At 36.6% G+C, this 25,413-nt stretch carries 26 protein-coding genes; 16 read left to right on the top strand and 10 right to left on the bottom strand.

The features are described 5' to 3' along the window. Positions 1-95: 95 nt before the first annotated feature. From EDC24_RS08765 to EDC24_RS08745, 5 genes are all read left to right on the top strand, one after another. A complete protein-coding gene (locus EDC24_RS08765) occupies positions 96-1,217 on the top strand; it encodes a sensor histidine kinase (protein WP_170158524.1) in 1,122 nt (373 codons plus the stop codon). Continuing rightward, on the top strand, positions 1,195-1,836 hold the full coding sequence (locus EDC24_RS08760; RefSeq protein ID WP_124221737.1) for a response regulator transcription factor: 642 nt from the start codon (positions 1,195-1,197) through the stop codon (positions 1,834-1,836). Before EDC24_RS08765 ends, EDC24_RS08760 begins: the two co-directional genes overlap by 23 nt. 120 nt (positions 1,837-1,956) lie before the next feature. Next, the gene (locus EDC24_RS08755) at positions 1,957-2,889 is read left to right on the top strand and encodes an ABC transporter ATP-binding protein (protein ID WP_124221736.1); all 933 of its coding nucleotides are present in this window, start codon (positions 1,957-1,959) and stop codon (positions 2,887-2,889) included. 13 nt (positions 2,890-2,902) lie between these two features. Then, positions 2,903-4,171 carry an ABC transporter permease gene (locus tag EDC24_RS08750; RefSeq protein WP_124221734.1) on the top strand — a complete coding sequence of 423 codons (1,269 nt, stop codon included), beginning with the start codon at positions 2,903-2,905 and terminating at the stop codon, positions 4,169-4,171. Then, on the top strand, positions 4,172-5,272 hold the full coding sequence (locus tag EDC24_RS08745) for an ABC transporter permease (RefSeq protein WP_124221732.1): 1,101 nt from the start codon (positions 4,172-4,174) through the stop codon (positions 5,270-5,272). Positions 5,273-5,367: 95 nt separating this feature from the next. On the opposite strand, the gene htpX is transcribed toward EDC24_RS08745, so the two are convergent. Next, on the bottom strand, positions 5,368-6,273 hold the full coding sequence (gene htpX / locus EDC24_RS08740; RefSeq protein ID WP_124221731.1) for a protease HtpX: 906 nt from the start codon (positions 6,271-6,273) through the stop codon (positions 5,368-5,370). Between the two features lie 153 nt (positions 6,274-6,426). Between htpX and EDC24_RS08735 the strand changes: the two genes are divergently transcribed. From EDC24_RS08735 to EDC24_RS15070, 6 genes are all read left to right on the top strand, one after another. After that, on the top strand, positions 6,427-7,026 hold the full coding sequence (locus EDC24_RS08735) for a DUF3889 domain-containing protein (protein ID WP_124221729.1): 600 nt from the start codon (positions 6,427-6,429) through the stop codon (positions 7,024-7,026). Positions 7,027-7,124: 98 nt separating this feature from the next. Next, positions 7,125-7,835, top strand: a complete 711-nt coding sequence (locus tag EDC24_RS08730) for an ABC transporter ATP-binding protein (protein ID WP_124221727.1) — start codon at positions 7,125-7,127, stop codon at positions 7,833-7,835. Then, entirely contained in the window at positions 7,832-9,058 is a 1,227-nt protein-coding gene (locus tag EDC24_RS08725; RefSeq protein WP_124221725.1) for an ABC transporter permease, read from the top strand. Before EDC24_RS08730 ends, EDC24_RS08725 begins: the two co-directional genes overlap by 4 nt. 11 nt (positions 9,059-9,069) lie before the next feature. After that, entirely contained in the window at positions 9,070-9,552 is a 483-nt protein-coding gene (locus tag EDC24_RS08720) for a DUF456 domain-containing protein (protein WP_124221724.1), read from the top strand. Between the two features lie 61 nt (positions 9,553-9,613). After that, positions 9,614-10,915, top strand: coding sequence for an alpha/beta hydrolase (locus tag EDC24_RS08715; RefSeq protein WP_124221722.1), 1,302 nt, complete (start codon positions 9,614-9,616; stop codon positions 10,913-10,915). Positions 10,916-11,204: 289 nt separating this feature from the next. Beyond that, positions 11,205-11,615: a hypothetical protein gene (locus EDC24_RS15070; protein WP_170158523.1), complete on the top strand. Its 411-nt coding sequence runs from the start codon at positions 11,205-11,207 to the stop codon at positions 11,613-11,615. An 18-nt stretch (positions 11,616-11,633) separates the two neighbouring features. Here EDC24_RS15070 and EDC24_RS08710 read toward each other — a convergent pair whose 3' ends face one another. Beyond that, complete coding sequence (locus EDC24_RS08710) at positions 11,634-11,984, bottom strand: DUF488 domain-containing protein (RefSeq protein ID WP_124221720.1); 351 nt, start codon at positions 11,982-11,984, stop codon at positions 11,634-11,636. 140 nt (positions 11,985-12,124) lie between these two features. On the opposite strand from EDC24_RS08710, the gene EDC24_RS08705 reads away from it, so the two are divergent. Continuing rightward, entirely contained in the window at positions 12,125-13,831 is a 1,707-nt protein-coding gene (locus EDC24_RS08705) for a methyl-accepting chemotaxis protein (protein WP_124221719.1), read from the top strand. A gap of 179 nt (positions 13,832-14,010) precedes the next feature. After that, complete coding sequence (locus EDC24_RS08700) at positions 14,011-15,438, top strand: sensor domain-containing diguanylate cyclase (protein WP_124221717.1); 1,428 nt, start codon at positions 14,011-14,013, stop codon at positions 15,436-15,438. An 87-nt stretch (positions 15,439-15,525) separates the two neighbouring features. Here the strand turns inward: EDC24_RS08700 and EDC24_RS08695 are convergent, their stop codons facing one another. Then, a complete protein-coding gene (locus EDC24_RS08695) occupies positions 15,526-16,722 on the bottom strand; it encodes an MFS transporter (RefSeq protein WP_124221715.1) in 1,197 nt (398 codons plus the stop codon). A 232-nt stretch (positions 16,723-16,954) separates the two neighbouring features. Here EDC24_RS08695 and EDC24_RS08690 point away from each other — a divergent pair, with 232 nt between their 5' ends. Then, positions 16,955-17,182 carry a hypothetical protein gene (locus EDC24_RS08690; protein ID WP_124221714.1) on the top strand — a complete coding sequence of 76 codons (228 nt, stop codon included), beginning with the start codon at positions 16,955-16,957 and terminating at the stop codon, positions 17,180-17,182. Between the two features lie 39 nt (positions 17,183-17,221). On the opposite strand, the gene EDC24_RS08685 is transcribed toward EDC24_RS08690, so the two are convergent. The 3 genes from EDC24_RS08685 to EDC24_RS08675 form a co-directional block, all read right to left on the bottom strand. Then, a complete protein-coding gene (locus tag EDC24_RS08685) occupies positions 17,222-18,664 on the bottom strand; it encodes a hypothetical protein (protein ID WP_124221712.1) in 1,443 nt (480 codons plus the stop codon). Next, the gene (locus EDC24_RS08680; RefSeq protein ID WP_124221710.1) at positions 18,651-19,172 is read right to left on the bottom strand and encodes an RNA polymerase sigma factor; all 522 of its coding nucleotides are present in this window, start codon (positions 19,170-19,172) and stop codon (positions 18,651-18,653) included. The genes EDC24_RS08685 and EDC24_RS08680 overlap by 14 nt, the downstream gene beginning before the upstream one ends. Before the next feature lie 116 nt (positions 19,173-19,288). Next, positions 19,289-19,663, bottom strand: coding sequence for a PH domain-containing protein (locus tag EDC24_RS08675; protein ID WP_124221708.1), 375 nt, complete (start codon positions 19,661-19,663; stop codon positions 19,289-19,291). A gap of 140 nt (positions 19,664-19,803) precedes the next feature. On the opposite strand from EDC24_RS08675, the gene EDC24_RS08670 reads away from it, so the two are divergent. Further along, positions 19,804-20,286: a GyrI-like domain-containing protein gene (locus EDC24_RS08670; protein WP_124221706.1), complete on the top strand. Its 483-nt coding sequence runs from the start codon at positions 19,804-19,806 to the stop codon at positions 20,284-20,286. Positions 20,287-20,520: 234 nt separating this feature from the next. Here the strand turns inward: EDC24_RS08670 and EDC24_RS08665 are convergent, their stop codons facing one another. Continuing rightward, positions 20,521-21,012, bottom strand: a complete 492-nt coding sequence (locus EDC24_RS08665) for a hypothetical protein (protein WP_124221705.1) — start codon at positions 21,010-21,012, stop codon at positions 20,521-20,523. A 733-nt stretch (positions 21,013-21,745) separates the two neighbouring features. Between EDC24_RS08665 and EDC24_RS08660 the strand changes: the two genes are divergently transcribed. After that, positions 21,746-22,798, top strand: a complete 1,053-nt coding sequence (locus EDC24_RS08660; protein WP_124221703.1) for a C45 family autoproteolytic acyltransferase/hydrolase — start codon at positions 21,746-21,748, stop codon at positions 22,796-22,798. A 283-nt stretch (positions 22,799-23,081) separates the two neighbouring features. Here EDC24_RS08660 and EDC24_RS08655 read toward each other — a convergent pair whose 3' ends face one another. From EDC24_RS08655 to trpA, 3 genes are all read right to left on the bottom strand, one after another. Then, positions 23,082-23,813, bottom strand: coding sequence for a sulfite exporter TauE/SafE family protein (locus tag EDC24_RS08655; protein WP_124221701.1), 732 nt, complete (start codon positions 23,811-23,813; stop codon positions 23,082-23,084). Positions 23,814-23,861: 48 nt separating this feature from the next. After that, positions 23,862-24,536, bottom strand: coding sequence for a hypothetical protein (locus EDC24_RS08650; protein ID WP_124221700.1), 675 nt, complete (start codon positions 24,534-24,536; stop codon positions 23,862-23,864). 71 nt (positions 24,537-24,607) lie between these two features. Then, on the bottom strand, positions 24,608-25,402 hold the full coding sequence (gene trpA, locus EDC24_RS08645) for a tryptophan synthase subunit alpha (RefSeq protein WP_124221698.1): 795 nt from the start codon (positions 25,400-25,402) through the stop codon (positions 24,608-24,610). Between the last annotated feature and the right edge of the window lie 11 nt (positions 25,403-25,413).

The following is a 25,413-nucleotide window of genomic DNA, read 5'->3' as shown; positions in this document are numbered from 1 at the left end:
CGTAAGGCAGTTTTTCTTTTTATGAAAAAAATTAACTCAACAATTTTTTTAAAAATGGTATGATAGACGTAATAAATAGATTAGGTGATAAGGATATGGAACGTCATTTAGTTTGGTTCTGGTTAACGTTGTTGTTTTTAGCGTGGGGCTTTGGAATTAACGAGCTTAGCGCGATTACATTACTAGCTTGTGCGCTTTTCTTTTCTCTCATTTTTGTGATGCCTATTATTAAGAACCATTCGCTTGCAAGTACAATGGCATTAATATTAGCGGGGGCATCAGTGACGATGGCATTTGAATCTCATAGCTCACCCTATGCAATATTAATCTTGGCTTATTTAGCCGGAGAAACCATTGTAAGGTTAGAAAAATGGCATGCTGTGTTAGTCGGTGCATTTTTAGTCATGTACTTAGTCATTATTGAGCCATTTTCAAAAAGTTTCACACTACTCTTAACAGCTTTACTAACACTGGCTAGTATTTTAGGGTATACATATTGGAATCGGACGAAAGAGTCGGACACTCGTTATGATGCGTTATTACACGAGTTCAGGAAAATGAAGTTGAAGTCTGAGTCAGATGAAAAGTTGGCTAGACAAGAAGAACGAACGCAAATTGGAAGAGAAATTCATGATCGAGTCGGGCATAAATTAACGAATCTATTAATGCAATTAGAAGTAGCTCGAATGAACAATGGGGGAAATTCTCAAGAGCAGCTTAATATGTTAAAAGAATTAGCACGTGAAAGTTTAGATGAGACGAGACAGGCAGTTAAAACCATGGATCATGAAGTCATAGGTGGCTTACCAGCGATTATTCGTTTGATTCGAAAATTAGAAACCGAAAACTTTATCCGTATACACTTTTCAGTTCGTCATCGTGCTTTGTCGGCAACATTAGAAGTGGATCAAACAGTCGCTGTATACCGAGCGGTTCAAGAAGCATTGACGAATGTTATGAGACATGGTTCAGAACGTGAGGTTTCCATTCTTTTTGAATCTCCTGGTGAAAGTATCTTTCGTTTTGAAGTATCTAACCCGATACAAGATGAACTTAAATATGAGGAAGGTTACGGTCTTAAATCGATGAGAGAACGGCTTGAAAGTGTTAACGGGAAGCTCGAGGTCTTAATCTATCAGAATCGATTTATTGTACGTGGAACAATTCCGTTGTTGAGTAAGGGGGATGGTCTAAATGGCGAAAGTGCTGCTCGCTGAGGATCAGTCATTAGTCATTCAAGGTATTAAAATGATGATTGAAACCGATTCGGAACTTCAAGTGATAGGTGAAGCCCAAAATGGTCGTGAGGCGATTGAATGGTGTGAGAAGCAATGGTTTGATATAGCCATTCTAGACATTCGTATGCCTGAAATGGATGGGCTCCAGGCGGCGAAGGAAATTCGGTCTAGGTGGCCAGATATGAAAGTGTTGATGCTGACAACGTTTAATGATGATGAGTATGCGCTAGAAGCACTGAGAATTGGTGCACATGGCTATATATTAAAAGATGCTGATGCAGAGTCTTTAATCGACACCATAAAAAAATGTCTGGCAGGTGGACTGGAGATTCATGGGGATGTAGCGGCGAAAGTAGTTCCTCGATTACTAAAGCAGAAACAATCGGAAGCGACACCACAAGCTCATTATTCATTGACGCCACGTGAGACCGATATATTAATGCGAATCGGTGAAGGTAAAAGTAACAAAGAGATTGCATCGGAACTTGCCTTATCGGTAGGTACAGTTAAAAATCATATCAGTGTGTTGTTGGATAAGTTAGATCTTCGCGATCGTACGCAGCTTGCTATTTTTGCGATACGAAATGGGTTGGTTTAAAGTAAAAATAATGACTTAGGTCATGGGTTAAATCATCATTTAATGACTGAAGACAGTTTTCATGCTGTCTTCTTTTTTATATATTAAATTTAACGATGTTCATTTATTGGGGGAGAGGAAATGTTAGAAACAGTAAATCTGAAGAAAGTATTTAAACGAAATATAGCTGCTGATGATGTCAATTTGTATTTGGATGAAGGAGAATCTGTCGGTTTGTTAGGTCCAAACGGGGCGGGCAAATCAACAACAATCTCAATGATGTCTACGCTGATGAAACCTACAACTGGGGATGTAAAGTGGAATGGTCGGAGCGTCATTCAAAATCCTAGTGAAATACGTAAAGAGTTAGGAGTTGTACCACAGGAGATTGCATTATATCAGGAGTTGACGGCACTTGAGAACCTAAAGTTTTTCGGTAAAATTTATGGTCTTAGTGGAAGTAACCTTGACCGAAAAATCGAAGAGGTCGTCGATCACGTTGGGCTTAATGAACGGCAAAATGAACTGGTAAAGAATTATTCAGGTGGAATGAAAAGAAGATTAAATATTGCAGTCGCGCTGCTGCATGAACCTGAAATCATAATAATGGATGAGCCGACTGTTGGTATTGATCCGCAGTCTCGAAATTATATTTTGGAAATGGTTCGTCAACTTAATAAGGAAAAGGGAATGACCGTTTTATATACGAGTCATTACATGGAAGAAGTTGAACGGCTTTGTGACCGAATTTATATTATGGATCACGGCAAAATCATTGCAACAGGCACGAAAGATGAATTAACTAGTATTCTATCGAGTGAAGAGTCTATCTTAATTGAATTAGATCGAGATCAACCAAATTTAATCGAACGATACAAACAACAAGAATCGATTTTGCAAGTTACAGAAACAGAGAAGGGTATTAAGCTTATTGTTCCAAAAGGCAGTCATCAGCTGGGGACGATTTTTGATTTAGCGGAGGAAGAACAAGCGCAGATTGTCAGTATGAATGTTCAAGTCCCAACCCTTGAAGATGTGTTTCTACATTTAACAGGACGAAAATTAAGAGATTAAGGGGGGATCGTAAATGTGGAATTTTTTAAAGAAGGATCTATTAGTTTTGTTACGTGATAAAACGGAACTTGCGGTACTCATTACGATGCCCCTTATTCTTACAGCAATATTAGGTTTTGCGCTTGGTGGTTTAATGTCAGGTGAAACAGATGCTATGGAATCGAAGTTAGCTATTGTAAATGATGACAACGCTGAAGAAGGGTTTGAGCATTTTGTTAGTGAGCTTGATGAGCAACCTATACCTGAAGATGCCAAGCAACGAATAATTGAAGGAGCAGAAGCTTATCAACCTTCTACGATTATTCAAGAAACCTTTAAATCTGATGAACTGAGTTCTATATTTGAATTAACTTATTTAGAAGAAACTCAGGCTCAAGAAGCATTAATGAATGAAGAAGTTTCAGCCATATTAGTACTCCCTGAAGATTTCACATTCAAAGCTTTGAGGAAAATGTTATTGAATGAAGGCAATGGGAGTGAACTAACTGTTATAACTGCTGATCATAGTTCAGTATCTGCTAGCACAATTGAGAGTGTTGTCGATATGGTGATTGGTCAAATGAATGTGATGACAGCAATTTCAATGGAATCACAAGGCGCTATAACATTCTCAGAATATGAAATGAGCCCTGGGGAAATTAAGTCAGTTACTGACCGGGATCCTATGTCAGCCATGCAATATTATGCATTTGCTATGGCAGCTATGTTTGGATTATATATAGCTTCGACTATCGCAAGAAAATCCTATGTTGAGACTTTTCAAAACGTCTATAGTCGTATTGTATTAGCTGGAAAACACCCTATGTTCTATCTATCTGGGAAAGGCATCTCAACTGTCATGTTAGTTACCATACAAGTAGCTTTATTATTGGTTATCTCCATATTTATTCTAAGAGCTTTTATGTTTGAAACTTTAACGGATTGGTTGGGAATTGGTCTGATTACGTTTGTGTATGCGCTTTGTGTTGGAGCTATAGGGGTTTTATTAACATCGATCACTCTTTTATTTGAAAGTGCATCAATTCCTGAACTCTTTACGGGAGCTGTTGTCAGCATTCTGGCCTTTTTAGGTGGCAGTTTTGTCCCGCAGACTCAACTACCTGAGATCATTAACACAATCGGAAACTTTACACCTAATGGATTAGCGTTAACGGCTTACCTGCAGTGGTCACAAGGTTTAGGGTTTGAATATATTACACCTTCCCTGATTAAACTGCTCGTCATGGCGGTAATTATTTTAGTCATTGGATTGGTATTATTTCCAAGAAAGAGGGTGGTTTAGTTGAGGCATTTATTTAAGCTGCAGTGGCAGCGCTTTAGACGAGAGCCGTTTTCCGTCTTGGCGATGTTTGTGATGAGTATAGTATTCGTAGCAGTCATTGGTGGATTTCAGGTCAATATGACAGTTTCGGTACCGACATATTTTGATGAATCAGTCGAACATCCAGACCGTTGGTTAGAACAACTAAATGAAGCGGAAGGGTTTACGTTTTTTGAATTAGATGAAGTTTCTACACGAGAAGGCATTGCATTAGGCAAACACCAATATGGGCTTCATATTATGGAAGATGATTACAATATTGTTGTGATGGCAGAAGGAGAGCATTTGCCATTGTTAAATCAGGTTGTCTATCAAACGTTTACGACTGAGAGAATAATCGATGTCGCAAGTACGCAATCTGGAAGTCCTGAACAATTTAGAGGGCAAATTGAAGAACGAATTGATGATCCACCTGTTAAAGTTGTAAATGAAGCTCCAGGTATGCTAGAGAGTGCACCAAGTTATGATCACCAGTTGCAAACGCTGTTTGGAATGGCTTTATTCTTTGCGATATACAGTATCGTTTTTTCGCTTAGTAAATTTGCACAGGAAAAGCAAACGGGGACACTTGACCGTATGATTTTATCTCCGATTAAAAAATGGCAAGTCTACCTTGGGCATATGGCTTATTCGTATATTATTGGTTTTACTCAAATATTTATAGTATTTATGATGTTTAAATATTTGTTTGGCTATGAACTAGGTGAACAATATTTAGCGATTATTTTAACGATTGCTTGTTACGTTTTTGCATTTGTTGCTATTGGAATGTTGATATTAGGCCTGACAAAGTCAATGCAGCAGTTAAATGCTGTTGTTCCGATTGTTTCAGTGAGTCTAGCAATGATTGGAGGGGCATTTTGGCCAATTGAGTTTGTAAGTCATAAGGCCATTTTATCGATTTCAAAAATAAACCCAGTCACTTATGCTATGGAGGCGTTAAAATCCGTTAGTATGTATGGTAATAATCTTGCAGATATTCTCCAACCATTATCTGTACTATTACTCATTGGTGTAGTTTGTATGGGAATTGGTGTGAATTTAATCGAGAGAAGGGCGTAATAGTAAGGGTGCTCAATATAGTGACCTGAGCGCTCGCAACATCAACCTAACAACATATAAATAAAGAGGCATCCGGACGGATGCCTCTTTATTTATTATTTAGCTCTTAATCTAGCGATACGATCATCTAAGTCTGGGTGTGATGAAAATAAATTCATTTTGCCTTTGTTATTTATTTTAAGCGTTTGAACAGCGTTGTCTTCATGCTGTGGATCTCGAACGCGGTTGACATGCTGTTTTAGTGATTCTAATGCGTGAACCATCTTATCTTTACCTGCTAAATCAGCTCCGCCTCGGTCGGCATGGAATTCTCGGTAACGAGAGTAAGCGAACACCACCATTGAACCTAAGATCGAGAATAAAATTTGGAAAATGATAATAGATGCGAAATGAACGACAAAACGCATTTCTTCTTTAACAAAACTTGAAACAATGCTCGCGACAATCCGTGATAGGAAGACTACGAATGTGTTGACGACACCTTGTAATAAGGTCATCGTAACCATATCACCATTAGCTACGTGTGCTACCTCGTGGGCTAGTACACCTTCAACGGCGTCATCATCCATGGATTCAAGTAAACCAGAGGATACTGCAACAAGCGATTTCTTTTTCGATGCCCCTGTTGCAAACGCGTTTACCTCTCTTGAGTTATAAATACCAACTTCTGGCATATGCATAAGTCCAGCTGCGCGCGAAAGGCGGTGAACACGGTCCACTAAGTCTTTTTCACGAGCCGACATATTTTTATTTGGATCAATCACGCGGACGCCCATCATCTTCTTAGCCATCCATTTAGACATGGCTAATGAAATAAAGGAACCCGCAAAACCTACAACGGCACTAAATAATAACAGTGTGCCAAAGTCCAATGTTCCAACTCCATTGACTCCGCTAATACTACCAAGGTCAAAGAAGTGTGATAATACTGACCATACGATCACAATCGTAGTCATAACAAGAATGTTTGTGAGTAGAAAATAAAAAATACGTTTACCCAATCTATTTGCCCCCTATGGTTGTTGAATATAATTTTCTGTAAATATTATAGCACGAAAATCATGTAAGAAGAAATGAATTCAGTGTGACAATGTCACGGGTCAACCATATGTAGGCATATGTTGTAAAAAGTACGGTTTTAAAGGAGGAAGAGTATGTATAACAATCCATTTCACCATAATCCTTACCAAATACCGCCTTTTTTTGACGCTCGACAGCAAGTCATCCAAGGTCAAGCGACTTGGACAGAGGGAGGACAAGTCACAAAGTGTAATATCGCGTGGTCGGATAATCAATATATGACGGTGGCAGTTAGTCCTCGTGCAGGATTTCAATGCGGTCAGACGTTAAAGGTCCGTAATCCACAAAATACTAGAGAAGTACTTGTTGAAGTCGTTGATACAGTCCAAAATTATCCACCAAATCGAATAAATTTACACAAACGGGCTTTTGAGGCACTTGGAGTTAACGCTGATGTTGGTGTGATCAATGTTGAAATAACACCATCACCAGAATTAGAAGAAGAAAAATTTGGTAAATATTTAATTGAACTTGTTCAGGTTGGTTACCCAGGATATCGAGTTGTAAATTACGATTTCGAAGGCAGTGAAGAGGTTTCTTCCAATCGTGTAAGAGAAACGTATATTTATACGTTAGAATCTCCGCGTGAAACGATAAAAGTTAGAGGAAGTGTGGTTTATAACCCTAATACAAATCGAGTCATTTCATTTGATTTATCAGAAATTGAACAGTAAAACATAAGCCGCAGTTAACCTGCGGCTTTAACTTTTCCAAATTATGTGAGGAAGGCATGGTATACTTAGATTAATATCGTTTAAGCGGAGGGGTGTGCATGAGTGTTTTAAATGTGAATATAGAACAAGCTGGCTACAGTGAAGAGCATCGTATTATTCGTGATATTGTTTTTCAAGTTAGGAAGGGTGAATTAATCGGTTTAATTGGACCAAATGGTGCAGGGAAAAGTACGACAATCAAATCTATATTAGGCACGATTGATTACCTAGAGGGGTCTGTGTGTTTTGAAAATAACCAAATGAAATATGCGTATATTCCTGAACAACCCGTATTTTATGAAGAGCTAACTTTATGGGAACATATTCAGTTTGTTGCGTCTGTTAGAGAATGGTCTGAAAATGAAATGACCCAGCGTGTTTTACCGCTTTTAAAAACATTTCGATTAGAGGAACGAGTGCATGAACTTCCAGTGACTTTTTCAAAAGGGATGCAGCAAAAACTGATGATTGTGTTGGCAATGTTGAATGATCCAAGTCTTTATATCATTGACGAACCATTTGTCGGTTTAGATCCAAAAGCGATTAATGATTTTTTGCGCTTATTAAATGAAAAGCGTCAAGAAGGTGCTGCGGTACTAATGACTACGCATATGCTAGATACTGCCGAGCGTATTTGTGATCGAATAATTTTACTGATGGATGGTGAGATATTAACGCAAGGGAAGATTGATGATATTCATCAGAAAGCAGGAATGGATCAAGGAAGCTTATTTGATAGCTTTGAAGTCTTAATGGAGCGATCGACATGATGACTGGTAAAGAGTTGTTTGTACATAGATTAAAAGACCAACTGAAGTTTTATAACCAGATTTATAGGGTGACGGTTTATTGGGCTGTCTGGGTTTATATCATTATCCCTTTTTCTATTATAGGTTTAGGATTGTATATAGATTTGTGGCGAGGATATGTTGACTTAGGGTTATTATCAAATGAGTTCACAGCACCATTATTAGTTTTAATAGTAGTTATGAGTAGTTACAGCACCTCTTTTATACGTGGGGCAGATATCCTCTTTTTGTGGCAGTATCAATCAATTTTTAAACGTTTAAATCGTGCTCGCTGGGCATATTTTGTGTCTTTGTCACTTTTTAAGACTTGGTTATTAATGCTCATCATAGCTCCTATCTTCATTCAATATTTAGAATGGTCCGTGTTAAACTATACTTACTATGCACTTTTTGCTTCTCTATTAAATGCATCAATAGGTATAATAAAAAGAGAGATGAAGGTTAGGTTTTCTAATTGGACAAACCGTTTTTTCTTTTTAGTAAGTAGTATCATAATCTATTTTATTTTGACTGTTTTATATCAACCCGTATTATCTATTTTCGCTTTGATTGCTTTAATTATGGTAATTCTAAAAGTCACTAAACAAACACAAAAGTTCAATCAAGAGATTGCGTTCGACTTAGAACGTAAAAATAAAATTTTAAGCTTGATTTTGATGCAATCTTCACATATAGGTGCGCCTGAGTTTGTTGGTGAGCGTCTTTATAGAAAACGCGAAAACCCATGGATATTTAGAAAATCTAGAAAATTATTTAAGAAATCTACGCCCGAAGCGGCTTTTGAAGAACTGTATATTAAAGCCTTATTACGAAACAAAAATTGGTTATCATTTTATGTACAAGTTACTTTGATTGGTGTAATGGGAGTTATTTTTGTACCTGTTTGGGTTAAATTAATTCTTTGGATGTTAATACTTTTTATTATAGGAGTCGTTTTAAAAGTATTTTGGATTCAGGTCATGTCAAATCAGTTTTTACAAATAGTTCAATGGCAACATCTAAATTTGTCAGACATCACAAAAAGTATTTTTCAAAAAGCAATGTTGCCAGGAGCTATGTTAATAAGCGTAACGTTAGGCTATAATGTATTGTCATTCCTAGGATTATTGATCATGCCTGTTATAGGACTTGGATTGACTTTCGTTTTGGCTAATTATTTAAGTCGAAGCGTTCGTAACGAGTAAGGAGGCCTTCTATGGAAATTTTATGGTGGATCTTAATTTTAGCGTTCTTTGTTTTAAGTTTTATTGGCGTTATATTCCCGATTGTCCCATCAGTTTTAGTATTATGGCTTGGGTTTTTAACCTATCATTTCTTTATTGATTCTAGTGAACTTGGCTGGGTCTTTTATTCAGTTATGGTAGTGTTTACTGTGATATTAATAGTCGCAGATATTATTGCGAATAGTTATTTTGTCAAAAAGTTTGGAGGCTCTAAACGAGGCGAGCAAATCGCTGCAGTGGCCGTGATTGTTGGGTCTTTCATCATCCCGCCATTTGGAATACTAGTTGTACCTTTTGTTGCAGTTTTTATAACTGAAATGATTCAAAAACGCACGGCAGAAGAAGCTTTAAAAGCTTCGGTTGGCTCGTTTGTTGGTTTTTTAAGTGGATCAGTTGCCAAAGTTGTCATTCAATTAATTATGGTTATTTGGTTCTTTATTCAAATTGTGTTTTAGTGAAACGAATTATTATTTTAGTTCGTCTTACTAAATAAAAGGGTCGGAAAGGGTTAATCATATGCAAAAATTAGTGATGTTGTCATTCGTATGTCTATTAATGCTACTAGTGGCCTGCTCAGATGATGAGGAGACTGAACATGTTGGAGACAAAATAGCAGGAACGTGGAACGGCGCTATTGAGGTCCCAGACTCACCGCTTAACATTGTGATTGAGTTTGCTAGCGAAGATGAACTTGATGGCAACATTAGTATACCTATACAAAATTTAGATGAGTTTCCTTTGTCCAACTTAACATTCGACGGTGAATCGGTTTATTTCGAGATGGAGATACCTGAACAACAGATTGACTTTGAAGGTGAATTAGTTAATGAAGACCGCATTGAGGGTACTTTTACTCAACAAGGTCAATCGTTTTCATTTTATTTAGATCGTGGTCAATTAGCGGGTCAAGTAGGAGATCGTACGGAAGAAGAGAATTTCCTAACTGTTGAAACGGAACACGGTAAGCTGAAGGGTGAATTACTTGAGCCAGAAGGGGAAGGCCCTTATCCGGTTGTTTTAATTATTCCCGGATCAGGACCTACTGATCGGGATGGTAATAGTATCTCAACTCTGCCGGGGAAGAATAATAGTTTGAAAATGTTAGCAGAAGGTCTTGCAGAAAATGGTATTGCCAGCTTACGTTACAGTAAACGAGGTGCAGGCGAGAATTCGGAGGCTGTTATTCCAGAAGAAGAGATTCGGTTTGATGATTTTATTAACGATGCTAACAGTTGGCTTCAAATGTTAAAACAAGACGAACGCTTCTTAAATGTTGGTGTTATCGGACATAGTCAAGGAGCGTTAATTGGAGCTTTAGCGATTCAAGAGTCTGGAGCCGATGCCTTTGTTTCTTTAGCAGGAGCAGGACAGTCCGTTGACCATGTCTTAAAGGACCAATTACAAGGTAACTTAAATGAAGAAGACTATAATGAGGCAGTTGAAATTTTAACGAGCCTCAAACAAGGAAATACGGTTGATGACATAAATCCAAACTTAGAAGGACTATTTTCTCAATCGATACAGCCATTTCTGATCTCATGGATGCAATATAATCCAAGAGTTGTCTATTCTAAGCTAAATCTCCCTATATTAATTGTACAAGGGAATCAAGATTTGCAAATTTCACCTGAGAATGCTGAGATGTTATTAGAAGCAACACCTCAAGCTGAACAGTTAATATTAGAAGACATGAGTCATGTGTTGAAGGATGCATCAGAAGATTCGGCTAGTAACATGGAGACATACACGAACCCAGATCTACCTCTTTCAGAAGGCTTAATTGAAGGGGTTGTTGAATTTTTAAAAGAGGACTTCTAAAACTTATAAGTAGTTCAGTTTTGGAGTACAAAAATGTAATTTGTACCCCTTATTGAACTACTTTTTTTTATATAGAGCAGTAGGCTAAGGAAGCAGTTAAATAGAAGTGATGAGCTATAATAGTTATAAATATCCAACAATAAAGGGAGGTGTATTATTTTTGATAAATATTTTCATAGGGCTTATCTTTGTCTTCTTTAAAACAAATTTAAGTTTTTGGGATATCGGAGTGACCTATTACTTAACTAATATAATTGGATATTTAACGATGTATTTTGGGATACAAGAATTGGGGAGAACAAATCAAAGACTTTTAAAAGTCAAACCTTACGTCATTATTATGGTCATTCATAGTATTATATTTCTCTTATTGAATATTACGGATCATTCGCCGTTAACGATGGGTATGTCAACTATGCTAGAGACAATTATAGTTTTCGTTGGGGTTGTGTTTATAGTTATAGGTATGTTTATGGTATTTGTTATTATTTTCGAACTTATGGACGCTTCAACTAGTAATATTAATAAAAAGCTGTTATACAATCTAGTAAATATAATGTTATTGCTATTCATCCTGGCAGGTTTAAGTGCTATCTTTAATTTTACAATGTTAGTAACTACTATAATGGGCACTTTATTATTAGTAGAAGTACTATTTTTAATTAGCTATTACCACGTTTTCTTAGGGGAAAATATATAACACCATAAAAGTCCTTTTTTATTTTAGTAACTTCTTCAACACTTGGGCATGGTTGTAGGTTTCATCTTTTGAAGCATATAACAGCGTCACGAGTTCTTTATTTGACCATTTTAGCAGTTTGTTAAAAGCCTCTTGTTGTACAGGGTTTTCGTTTAACTCTTGTTTATAGTGTTTCTTAAACTCAGAAAACCGCTCGGGGTCGTGATTGAATTCTTTTCTTAATTCGGTTGATGGAGCAACTTCTTTTAACCACTCATCAAGTTGTGCTTTTTCCTTTGAAACACCTCTTGGCCAAATTCGATCAACTAATACACGCTTTCCATCATCATCTGTTACATTCTCATAAATCCTTTTAATTTGAATACTCATCGTTTCACCTCTCTAATATTTAAGTTATCACCTTTTGTCATAATTAAACAAACTCAACTAATTTTTCCGAATTTTCTACAAATTATTAGAAATTTTGTGCTATAATATAGGCATTAATACTTACGGTAGAAGGTGGTAGTTTGAAAAGGCTTAAGTGGAAGAACATTCGAATTGGATGGAAGTACGGAATAGCATTTGTTTTAACAATCTTATTATTTATGGCTTCAGCAAGTTTTATTGCGTATTTTATGAACGGAGTCATTCAAGATTTAGAAGAGGTTGATGTTCAAGCTGACCGTTCAGTTCAAATCACAGAAATGACAACACAATTTAGTGCGAAAGATACATTAATAGCAGATTACGTCATTTCACGTGGTTTATTGAAGATTGAAGAGTTTAAAGAAATTAGAGATGATTTTCAAGCTAATCTTTCTGACCTTGAAGCTTACTTAGAGACATCTAATCAACAAGACATACATAACCAAATTTTAGAAAACGAAAAAACAGTGAATGAATTTTTCTTAGATGAGATTGTTCCAACTGTTGACCAAGGACAGACAGCAGTTTCTATGCGGTATCGTGATGAAGCAGCAGCAATTAGAGATGAAACAGACGAATTATTAGATCAACTACGCGTCGCTATGAATCAAGAACGGGTTCAATCGATACAAAATGCTCAAGATAATGCTAATTATACGTACTCATTAATTATTTTCTCTGTATTAGGATCGATTCTAGTTGGTGGATTATTGATGATTGTCATTAGCCGTTCAGTTCGTAATAAGTTAATGGCTGTTATTGGCATGACTCGAGAGGTTGCAAAAGGGAACCTTGCTGTTAAAAAAATGAACCATGACAGTCGTGATGAGATTGGTCAATTGGCGGACTCCATGGATGAGATGGTGGAACAATTGCGAGAAATGGTATATAAAGTACAGGATGTATCAGAAACAGTCAGTAGCCAAAGTGAAGAATTAACGCAATCAGCACAAGAAGTTGGTCAAGGAGCAGAGCAGGTTGCATCAACAATGGAAGAACTGTCTTCAGGTGCAGAACAACAAGCTAACTCGTCTAATCAAATTACACACTTATCTAAAGAGTTAAATGAACAAGTCGTACAAGCTAATGAAAGTGGGCAAGCTTTACAAAATTCTTCTTATCAAGTCAAAGATCAGGCTCATAAAGGTAACGAGCAAATCGAACAGTCTGTCGAACAAATGAATGACATCACAAACGTCGTTTCAGAATCAGTTAAAAAAGTAAAACAATTAGAGACGTACTCGACTAATATATCAAAATTAGTCGATGTCATTCAGGATATTGCGGAACAAACCAACCTACTAGCTTTAAATGCAGCTATTGAAGCGGCACGAGCTGGTGAATCTGGTAAAGGGTTTGCTGTTGTAGCTGATGAAGTAAGGAAACTTGCTGAACAAGTGGGGGATTCCGTTTCGGAAATCACCACAATTATTAGTGGGATTCAAACAGAGACAAAATCTGTTGTGGGAACTTTAGAACAAGGACAGGAAAAAGTTGCTTTAGGAAATAAACAAATCAAAGTGAGCCAGGAGAGCTTTAATACAATTAGTGAATCAGTTGAGGATATGATTGAGAGAATTGAACATGTATCTAATAACTTGCAACACGTTTCAGGTTTCAGTGAGAAAGTGGTATCTGCCAGTGAGGAAATCGCTTCTACGTCTGAAGAAGCAGCAGCTGGCATTGAGCAAAGTTCAGCAACAGTAGAACAACAAAGCTCATCCATGCAAGAAATTTCAGCTAGTTCGGAATCATTGGCACAGCTATCAGAAGAACTAAATGACCTAATTAGAAGGTTTAGATTATAGTGATGAGGACTGTCAGAACCCCTGACAGTCTTTATTTTTATGTAGGAGATTAAAATTTTAAAGAAAATTTTGTAAAATATTTGTCGAAATACTTTAAATTTAAGAAAAAAATGGTATAGTAAAATATAAATATCGTTATATTTTAACGATATCATTCTGAAATGTAGTGAGGGACCTGCATGAATCAGTTAATAAACGTCCAACAATTGATTAAGGAACAACGAAAAATTATTGAAATGCTAGCTATGGATTACCTTCCACTAGCAAAAATACTAGAGAGATTGATGGGGACTATGGATATAGTTCTACCAGATGTTAGATCGTCGATTCTTCATTTTAATGAGAATCTACATACTCTGGAAAAACCGATTGGTCCTCATTTGCCTAAGGCGTATCTAAATAATATGGACGGCTTAAAAGTTGGACCGAACGCTGGTTCGTGCGGTGCCGCTGCATACTTTAACGAAAAAGTGTTAGTTGAGGATACTATGTCAGATCCTCGTTGGAAAGACCTCCGAGAATATGCAACACTTTATAATTTGAAAGCTTGTTGGTCACTTCCAATAACATCCGAAAATGGTCACTTATTTGGGACCCTAGCATTCTATCTAAAAGAGAAGAGATTACCTTCTGAAGAGGAGCTAGATTTACTAGATCAATTTAGTCAATTAGCTGCAGTTATTATTGATAAAAAGAAATCCGAAGATGACTTAATACTAGCTAACCGTGTTATTGAAAATAGTCCAGCTATTATTTTTCGTTGGAAGCCTGAAAAAGGTTGGCCAATCGATTATGTTTCACAGAATGTTAAACAGCTTGGGTATACGCCAGATATGTTTATTCAAGAAAAAATAGATTTTTCTTTCGTTATTCATCCAGACGACTTAGGTCGGATTGAACAAGAAGTTGATGAGTACCTATCTAAGAAAATTAATCAATACCAGCAAGAGTATCGTCTCATAACAGCGGATGGGCAAGTTCGTTGGATAGATGACCGTACAACTATTACTCGAAGTATAACAGGTGAAATACAACACATCGAAGGCGTTTTAATTGATATTACGGAGCGGAAAGAGGCAGAACAGCAAGTTTTCTATTTAGCAAATAATGATCCGTTAACGGGTATCCCTAACAGACGTTACTTCAAACAAGAGCTAGAAAGAAGTTTAATCGATCGAGAAAGAACAACAGATCGTTTAGCGGTATTTTATCTAGATTGTGACAACTTTAAGCAAATTAATGATGATCTAGGTCACGATGCTGGTGATGAATTTTTAATGCACTTATCTAAGCGACTACATAATTGTCTTCGCGGGGAGGATTTAATCGCCCGTATTGGTGGAGATGAATTTAATGTTTTAGTCAAAAATATTACGACTGAAAATGATATTATTAAAGTCGCTGAAAGATTAATTAATGCTTCATCAGAACCATGGGAGATTTGTGGTAAAGTCTATCATGTGACCATGAGTATTGGTGTAGCAGTTGCGCCAGATGATGGAGTGGAAGTTGACGATCTTATAAGGAAAGCTGATCGGGCACTATATCAAGCAAAAGAGTCTGGTAAAAATAAATTGATGTGGTACGTACCACAAATGAGTATATAAAGAATATTCGATAGAAGAAGCAGTTCAATTTTGGAGTGCAAAGTGTATTTTGCACCCTTAATTGAACTGCTTTATTCTTTTTATAGATTAAATATGAATTTTATTAATATGTTGTATAAAAATACCTGATAACGCTGAAATCAAAATAAATAGCGCGCTTGTTATCAAGCTGGTTTGTACTCCCGCGTAGTCAATAATGAAACCAAATATATAATAACCTACTGGTAGGAAAAGTAATCCTCCAAACATTTGCAAACTAGTGACTCTTCCAAGATACTTTTCCTCAATTAATTCCTGCACAGTACTGTCCCAAAGAATGACGAAAGAAGTAATTGAAAAACCTATCAACACCATAAGGAACATTGCGAGAAATAAGGTATGAACAATAGCTAGTAACAATAAACATAAGCCCATACCACACATAAATAGATAATATTTTAGCATTCTATTCTCAATATGTGTTTTTCTGCTAATAAATAACGCGCCTAAAAATGCTCCGACAGCCATACTACTTAATAATAGTCCAAAGCTTTCAATTCCATCAAAATAGTATTCAGCATAAAGAGGCAAAATAATCACATCGAAAGAAGCAATACCTATATTTACAAATGAAGCAATTAAGATGCTTAACCCCAGCCACTTATGTATAAGAAGTACTTTGAATCCTTCTATAAATTCTTTGAAAATCGAAGTTTGTTTTTCAACATTCGTTCTCTTTTCAATAAAAATAAAGCTGTAAAGTATAGCGGCTAATATAAACGAGATTCCAGTGATGCCAAACGTCACGAATATACCGATTGCCCCCACTAAAAAAGCTGCAATGACAGGACCAATCATCTCTGAAATCTCCCTGGCCATTGAGCGAAATGAGTTTGCTTTGATTAGATATTCCTTTTGAATGATCGCAGGTAAAAAGGCTTTTAGTGTAGGTCTATAAATGGTATTAAGTAAACCTAAGGTGAAGGTAAGAACAAAAACATGCCAAATTTTAATATTCGATGTGAATATTAAAATCGCAATTATAAGGAGACACGTTGCTCTTAGAATATCAATAGCGATTACTACTAATTTTTTGGGGAGTCTATCAACTAACACCCCTCCAAAAAGAAGTATAAATATCTGCGGGAGTATAAAAGCACTTTGCACCCCACTAATATGACTAGCGTTTCCATCCAGATATAGAATTAGAAAAGGAAGGGAAGTAGTGAATAACGCCAATCCGAGAAAAGCAATAATTTGACCACTAAAAAAACGCACAAAGTTTTTATTTTGCCACAAATTCATCCCGCCTTTAAAGACAATTTACCAAATATACTGAAATTTTGAAAATGATTTAATTTTTCTTCATTTATGTAATAACTTATTCTTTATTAACTTATTTGGATGGAAAGATTCGATCTTAACCGTAAAATATTTAGGTAATCGAAAGAAATTTCCAATTATCCATGTTATCTGTCGAAATTTTGTGTTAGAATAATACAAAAGTCTGAATAATTAGATATCTGGAGGATTATGGATGAGGTTTTTATCGAAGTTACTCATTTTTTTAGGGTCCTTAGTACTATTAGTCGGAATCATCCTTGCCATTGTTGACTTTCCAAAAGGAGAGGAATGGCGAGATATCATATCATATTTATTATTTGAATCATCGGCAAGAGTGGCACTATTATTTGGTGTCTTATTTCTAATTTTCGGTGGGTTATTTTCAAAGAAAGCCAAACGCAAAGATCGGATATTTTATTAAAAACCTTCCATGGAGCGAAACTCACATGGAAGGTTTTCGTTATTCGACTAGATATTGATCTATAGTTGGTGGTTCATCGAATTTTGAGGTGTATAATTGATAATTTATTCTAGAAAATACACCATCTGCTGATAAGGCTAAGACTTTGAACTTTAATTTAATGGTGTCACCTTTTACATATTCGTCTGTCAGATCACCTTTAAACACGATGGACTCTTCATGATCCCCTTCAAAAATGAGGTGCGTAAGGTCAAGTTCTTCATCATATCCTACTTGATCAATCTGGTCTTCAACATAGATGGTATCACCTGGTTTAAAATGTCTGATAGTCGTTATAGGTTCATTAAATTGCTTATCAATGTGTTGAGCCCACAGTTCTTCAACCGTAATAGACTGGTTAGTGTCATAAGCCTCAAACTGAGATAACATTTGATCGACTGAAGGTATACGGTTCATGAAATCGCCTGTTTTGATGTGTTGTGGGGTTTCGCCTCCCGTTCTATCAAATATTCCTTCTGTCAAATCACCTTTGTCATGCTCTCGTATTTCTTCAGTCATGTGATATTGATAGATGTTTTCATCAAGGTCTTTCGTGTATATAGCTGAAAATGCTTCTACCTGATTATCGTTTAGTTGGATAAACATTTGCATATCCAGTTTTTCGTTAACTATTGCAGGAAAGTCCACAAAATTTGTCAGGGGTGTGTACGTATTGTCTCCTACATCGTATCGTAAATAATTATATTGATAATCTAACTCACTTTCAGTTGCGCCATGGCTAAAAATAAAACTGTATGGCCCTAAAATCGCAAGTACTTCTTGTTTGGACATGCCTATTTCAATATCTTGTTTTAATTTTGCCCTTAACTGAGAAGCGCGATCTTCTCCAAATAGAGTTTCATCAACCTGACCTTCATATTCTTCATCGTCACTCATATAAATGGTTAGGTCACCTTGTTCATTTAAATAATAGGCATAGTAGCGTAGTACTTCACCATTATCCTGTTCAACGAATAACTGCGCAGTTAAGTTTTCACTTTTTAATGCATCCACATCGATAATCTGTGCGGGATCGTTAAATTCGTATGATTCACTTGCTCCAATATCATAACGCTGAAGTGTTTTGTTTTCGTAATTGTGAACGGTCGTATAATCTTGCTGGTCAATAACATCTGTAATAGATTCGTTTTTAATCTTGTCAGTTAATTCTTGTACTGAAAGATTATTTAATGTGCTTTCTTGTTCACCTGTGTTTTCACTAGGGGTCATTAACATTGGAATCATCAACAAAAAGAGTGCAGCCGCAACCCCTGTTAGTGTAAATGCCAATGCTTTATTAAAAAAACCTTGTTTAGATCTCCCTGATTCATCCATGCGTTCGTTGATTGATACCAACAGTTCGTTTGATTCGTCTTCAGATAATTTAAATTGGTCATTTAAGTCTATTAATTGATCATCTAGTGGCTCGTTATAACGCTTCATGCTGGTATCCCTCCTTTTCCAACTGTCGCTTTAACGCTTGAATAGCACGTGTGAGCGTGACTCGTACTTTTTCCTCTTTCCAACCTAATATGTCAGAGGCTTCTTTGACTGAGAACTCCTTAATTTTCCTTAGGATAATGACATCTCGGTATGACCGTTTTAGATTACCGAGTGCATGGTATAATTCTTTTTCAGATTCTGTTAGTTCCAAGTGCTTTTCTGGAGAGTGGTCTTGATGTTGGTTAGATGGAAGTGTATCCATCAAATAACTGACAGGGTGTTTTTTTCTAACGAAGTCGATGGTGATATTGCGTGCGATACGGAATAACCACCCTTTTTCATTATCTTGCCTAAAAGTATCATACTTTTGATAAGCTTTAAGGAAAGTGTCTTGAAGTAAATCTTTAGCCTGATCGTGATCGCGAATTAAGAAGAAAATATATTGGTATAAGTCCTGATTATAGGTTTGGTACCAAACATTTACTTGTCGTTTTGCTTCATCATTCACCTAGCCCGCTCCTTTCAGTGTATTCTACTAAACAAACGTAAGACTGGAGGGATTGTTGCAGTAAATTATAGTATTTTGTAATTTATTGCATAAAAGAACAGCGAGACCCCCCGCTGTTACCCGATATATTCAGCTAAAACGGCTTGAACTTTATAGATGTTTAACTGTTTATTAAATGTTTTTTCTATTGGTTGAGAGCTACCTGATAACCAGATTTTAAGCTCTGCATCAAGGTCGAACGTACCGGCTGTTTCGACTGAGAAGTGCGTGATGCTCTTGTATGGTATGGAGTGATACTCTGTCTTTTTACCAGTTACACCCTGTTTGTCAACTAAGATTAAACGTTTGTTAGTAAAGACGAAGAGGTCACGAATCAATTTATAAGCGTGTTCGACTTGTTCATTGGACGCCAGTAGTTCCTCCAATTCTGACTGTACAGTTGCCGTATCCATTTCAGAAGCATTTCCCATCATTCCATCAAATAAACCCATAATAAAACCTCCAAATTGCTTTAGTCGTATTATATCAAATATAAAATTGTAAGTCGGGGTATCATTTTTAGGAAAGAGAGATTAGAACTTTATATGTAAAAATTGTATAATCGAGTTAAGAATTGATAGGAGGCTTTTGTATGGACGTTCGAGTTGAGTATCGAGAGAAAGTCACTTTAATAGGTATGGAAATTAAAACGTACGGCATTATGAAAAAAGGAGAGCCAAATTCAATTCCAGGGTTGTGGGAGGATTTTAATCAGGTAAGTCATCAGATCCCGAATTTAGTAGATACACATGTTGGCTATGGCTTAATTGAGTTTCCAAGGGATTGGCAATTAGGAAATCGTTTTTTATACACGGCTGCTGTGGCAGTTTCAGATACGGAAGAGGTACCAGAAGGAATGGTTGTGAAAGAAATACCAGCACAGGAGTATGCCGTAGTACGTTTTAAAGGAACGTTAACAGAAGTAGGTAAGGGGTTTAATTACTTTTACAATGAGTGGTTACCTGAATCAGGTTACAAAAAATCAGGTGCGTTTGAGTATGAATATTATGGGAAAGATTTTAAGGGAGATGAACCAGAATCAATATTGGAGGTTCATTTTCCAATTGTCTTTTAAACCAGTATTTACTTAAAGTAGAGAACGAAAAACTGAAGTTATTAAATTAAAACTAAAAAAGACACTAAATAAGTATGTTCTATGAAATTGAAGGATTATAAATCTTATTGAAGTTCACATTGCTTCCAAATTTAGGTCCACACATTTCAGAGGGTATATTAACTTAAATTGCCAATAAACGCGTTGGGTACCTAATTAGGTATCCAACGTGTTAAACTAACATCTAATACAATATTAATCTGCGGTTGTAACAATTAAATCGTCTATTAACTCCGGGTCTTTATCCGTCACGTTAATTTCAACAACTTCACCTGCATTTGCTATAATATATAATTCATCTAATTCTAAAACAATTGCAGATAAAAATTCTTTATTATTCTTTTTAAAACCATAACCGCTAACTTGTTTTATCCAATTATTTTGAACAGAAAAACTGGATCCCATAATAATATGGTTTTGATGTGAAGCCTCTGCAAGTTCGTACTGAAGTGGTTGTGGAGTCTTCTGTACAATGGGAGTTATGATATCATCTCCTTGATTATCTTCAATGCAGTCAAACCTCCAATAACGTGATTCATTAGAATTAAAATCTCTGTATTCTAAAATAGGTTCTGCCGAATGAAGCTTAAAACCTTTAGATGATTTGTTAATATGGAGAGGATTTGCATAAATCCCTATTAATAAACTATCTTTAATTGATTTAATGCCTTCCCATTCAAGTTTCATTTTGTTACATCCCTCCTCATATTTACATTCAACTTTTAATTAATCTAAATACATATTTCTATAAAATAGTCTATAACCCTTTTATTTCCAATGCCTTTTTATTCTTCTACGAGTCATTTTATGAGGATTGTTACGACTGGAGTTAATACGGTATAGCTGACGTTCGTACTTTTCTTTAACTTTCGGTTTTTTCGAAACTTCCTCTGAAGCTGTTCATCTACTGATTTTTGATCTTATAATTGTAAGTAATAACATTTTGTTCGTTTGAAATATTACTTTTTTAAAAACGAATAATGTAGATAATAAGGCCATTACTCTCTTGTTGTTACTCGTTTCAAATATCTCACCATAACGGAAATAATCGATTCCTTTCTCGTTTATAGTTTAATCTATTGGAGAAGACTAGTTGAGCAATAAACTTAATCGATCATTTAACAAAATTGAGAAACTGTTCGATAAATGTATGAGAATCAAATTCCAAAGTATATCGTTGCGAATAAAAAAGAGTATAAAGATTGAGTTAAAAAGTTTCTGCGTACTGGTTTTTAAAAAATAGCCGCTAAGAGTTAGCGGCTATTGAACGGGGATCTGTATTTCACACAACAGATGCTCGTTTTTATTATGTATCCATCAACAATTTATTCTTAATTAGTGATCAAATGTCATTGATTTTCTTATTTTTAGTTTTTAGGTAAAATGGCTTTTGTAAGTAAACGTAAGGGAATGATCAACCATGAAACAAATACATAGTGACATTTTTCAATTCAGAGGATCCCATTATGATTTTGGAAAAGCATTAGGGGAAGAGCTTCGTGAGTCGCTCACGGTAAAAAATCGTAGGCAAGGGTGGAAGTTGAAACGCCCTCGTTTTGAAATCGATGTAAAAGAGGCAGAAGAACAATTTAAACGATTCCATCCAGTATTGTGGGATGAAATGGAAGGACTTCGGGATGGGCTGGATTTGCCGATGAAGGAAGTATTACGTGACTTTGGAGGTTATCGTGTAGAACCGGATCCAAGTGGTTGTTCCGTATTCTCAACTGAGCACTTTATGGTTCGCAATTATGATTTTCATCCATTTACTTATGATGGGATGTTTAGCCTTTATCAACCCACGGATGGTGGTTATGCGGTGATTGGTCCTACTTCACGTATCACTGGCCGAATGGATGGTATGAACGAAAAAGGGTTAGTCATGGCTTATAATTTCACCCATCGTAAGAAAACGGCTGACGGGTTTGTTTGTTATGTAATTGGGCGAATGATTCTTGAGACTTGTGCAACAGTTGATGAAGCGGTTGAACTCGTCAAAGCTGTGCCACATCGCGGGGCATTTAGTTATAATGTGATGGATACGAGCGGTATCACTTACACAATTGAGGCAGGCCCGCGTAAAGTTGAAGTACGAGAGTCTAACGTTTGTACGAATCATTTTGAAATTTTAGTTGAAGAGAATCGCCGCTATTTAAAGGATTCACTAAAACGACAAAACCTTATTAAAGAAGAAGCTCATCATTTAGAAGATCCATATCAGGCCTTCCGATTTTTTAACGACCGGGATCAAGGCATTTTTGCAGAACAGTATAAAAGCTGGGCTGGCACGATTCACACATCACTATATTTACCGCAGGAACAGTTGGTTTGGTTCGTCCTCGGAGGGGATGAGAAGCCGGTTGTGTTTGATTTTAAACGTTGGCTAAATGGAGAGGATCTCGATCTCAAACGTATGTATGGCGAAGTAGATACGGAGTTAGGCTTTGCAAATATGGATTCAAAATTAAGATAAAAGGTATAAATCGAGAATAGGCGCATATAATATGATGACTCTATTGGTGTTCGGTCACACCGTAGGTCATGCACACGAGCCCTTACAAAGGGGGCAGCTCGCTTCTAGGCATCGTAACCACCTGAAAAAAAGAGAGGGTGGTTACTTTTTTTATGTCATTAAGACCGTTTAAATTCGTGTTTAGACCCTTTTTTTGTCAGCTTTAGACCGTTTTCAAAAAATATTAAGCACGAAACTTGGAAGTGTATTAAAAAAATTTTCTTCAGACCTTTTTTATTAAACTTTAGAACCCTTCAGTGATTAAATTAATAATTAAGGCTGCTGTTACGATTCTTAGTAATAGCTTAACTTGTTTTGGTTTAAGCTTGCCGGCTAGTCGGACGCCGATTTGTGCTCCGATAAGGGATCCGATTAATAAGGCGAAGGTTAATGGCCAAATGATTTTACCGGTTGAAATGTAGCTGATGGCAGCACCGAAGCAGCTTGAAAATGTGGCGATCCTCACAAGGCCCACTGCACGGTAGTATGCAATGTTTAAGTAGGAAAATAAGTAGAGCATGAGTGTTCCTTGTCCTGGGCCGAACACACCATCATAAACACCTATTCCATAAAGCAATGGTGTACCTCTAAATGAAATTTTAAAAGTTTGCTGACCAGAGAAGTCCGCCTTTCCAATAAACGAAAATAAAAATGCAAAAACTAAAAGGCCAATAGCTATTTTGAATAAAACATCTTCAGAAATAGATGCGGCGAGCAGACCACCTGTGATACCCCCTGCAAGGCTAATCGGAATAACTTTGAACCCCTCTTGTAACGACACGCCTTTTTGCCTGTAGATCATAATAAAACCAGATAGTGAACTTAATGTATTTGATACTTTGTTGGCCCCAATGGCTGAGTGAACTGGCATTCCGATCATCAGCATAGCTGGAAGGCTGATTAAACCACCACCGCCAGCCATCGTTCCAAGGGTGGTGGCGATCGTTCCGATAAAAAAGAGTAGGATTAAGTCCATGTGAATACTCCTTTTGACATGAATAAAATCCGCTCTTTAAGCGGATTTTTATTCGGACTGATATTGTTGAAAATCTTCTTCTATTAATATAACGATTCGGTCTTGGTATTCTTCTAAACTCTCATTGTCTTCTTGAGGATATAGTTCTTGGTATGTGACGAATAGTTGATCCTGGACAAGGTACTCGGCCATCCGGTCATATTCCCATTCGTAGAAATACTCCGTTTCAGAAAGGTTAAGTGCCTGACTCAGCTTCGTATAGAAAGGTTGAGTTTCTTGACCACTATCCATGTGTTCTAATTGTTTTTGAATATAGTCATCCACTTCTGAGTCTGTTACGTCAATCTGATGTTCTTTTTCAGCCCATTTCATTAATTGATCATGGTTGTGTTTATAAGTCATGGCACGATCAACTAATTCAATACCCTCTAATTCTTCATTCTGCAAAACAGCTGACTGGATGTGGGTGTGTATGATCCAGTTTTTCACTTCAGGGTCATCCATTTTAATGGATTTTTTATGAACCGTTATTTGATCATGCTGTTCATTTAACTGACGGTAGTTTAAAATAGCTTGCTCAATTAAGGAGTCGATATCCTGTGTAATACGTGGTTTGGGTTCATCTTGTTCAGCGGTGACGTCATCTCGTTCAGGATTTATTAAAAAGTAAAAGCTAAAAAGGATTAAACCACATATGAACACCCATATTATGAGTTTTTTCATCATTCTCGCCACCTATGGTTTTATTAAAGATAACATAACACATATTGGAAATGATGGCGAGTTATATATGCCTATTTATAGATAATTGATTTAGAAGAATCAATCAAACGTTTGATTGATTCATAGTCTTTCTGATGAAATAGCTCAACAATTTTACTTCCGACGATTACTCCGTCAGTCGTTTCGCTCATTTGCTTCACATGTTCTGGAGTTGAGATCCCAAACCCAGCTAAAACGGGAACTGAACTCGCTTGTTTTAATTGTTTAAAATAAGTGTTTAAGTTTTCAGTGACGTTACTACGAGCCCCTGTGATGCCATTAACGGTAATGGCATACGTGAAACCTTCGGAAGCTTCTGCTAAATGTTTGATTCGTTGTTCTGAACTGGTGAGAGACACGAGTTGAATTAATGCTATATCTGCTTCTTTTAAATAACCTTGAATGACGGTCTGTTGTTCATACGGAAGGTCCGGGATGATTAATCCGTCAACGCCAGCTAGTTTAGCGTCATGAACAAATGATTCGATGCCCATTTTAAAAATCGGATTCAAATAAGTCATAAAAATAATAGGTGCATCAACTAAGTGTCTGTTCGCTTTCAATGTGTTGATAACATCATATAATGTAACTTGTTCTTCTAATGCTCGTTTTCCCGCTTCTTGAATGGTTGGACCGTCCGCCACAGGGTCTGAGAAGGGGATTCCAACTTCAATGGCTGATGCCCCAGCTTCGCTTAAAAATTGTAGCTTATGGATCAACTCATTCAAGCCCCCGTCACCGGCCATGATGTATGGGACAAATAGTTTATCTCCATTTTCGAGTGTGTCATTTAATCGTGACTCAAGAAACTTGCGTCCATGTGTCATTCTAATACCTC

It is taken from the genome of Aquisalibacillus elongatus (assembly GCF_003843875.1).
Lineage (GTDB): Bacteria > Bacillota > Bacilli > Bacillales > Alkalibacillaceae > Aquisalibacillus > Aquisalibacillus elongatus.
The sequence above is the reverse complement of the archived record's forward strand: the minus strand, read 5'-3'. Positions and strand labels throughout refer to the sequence as shown.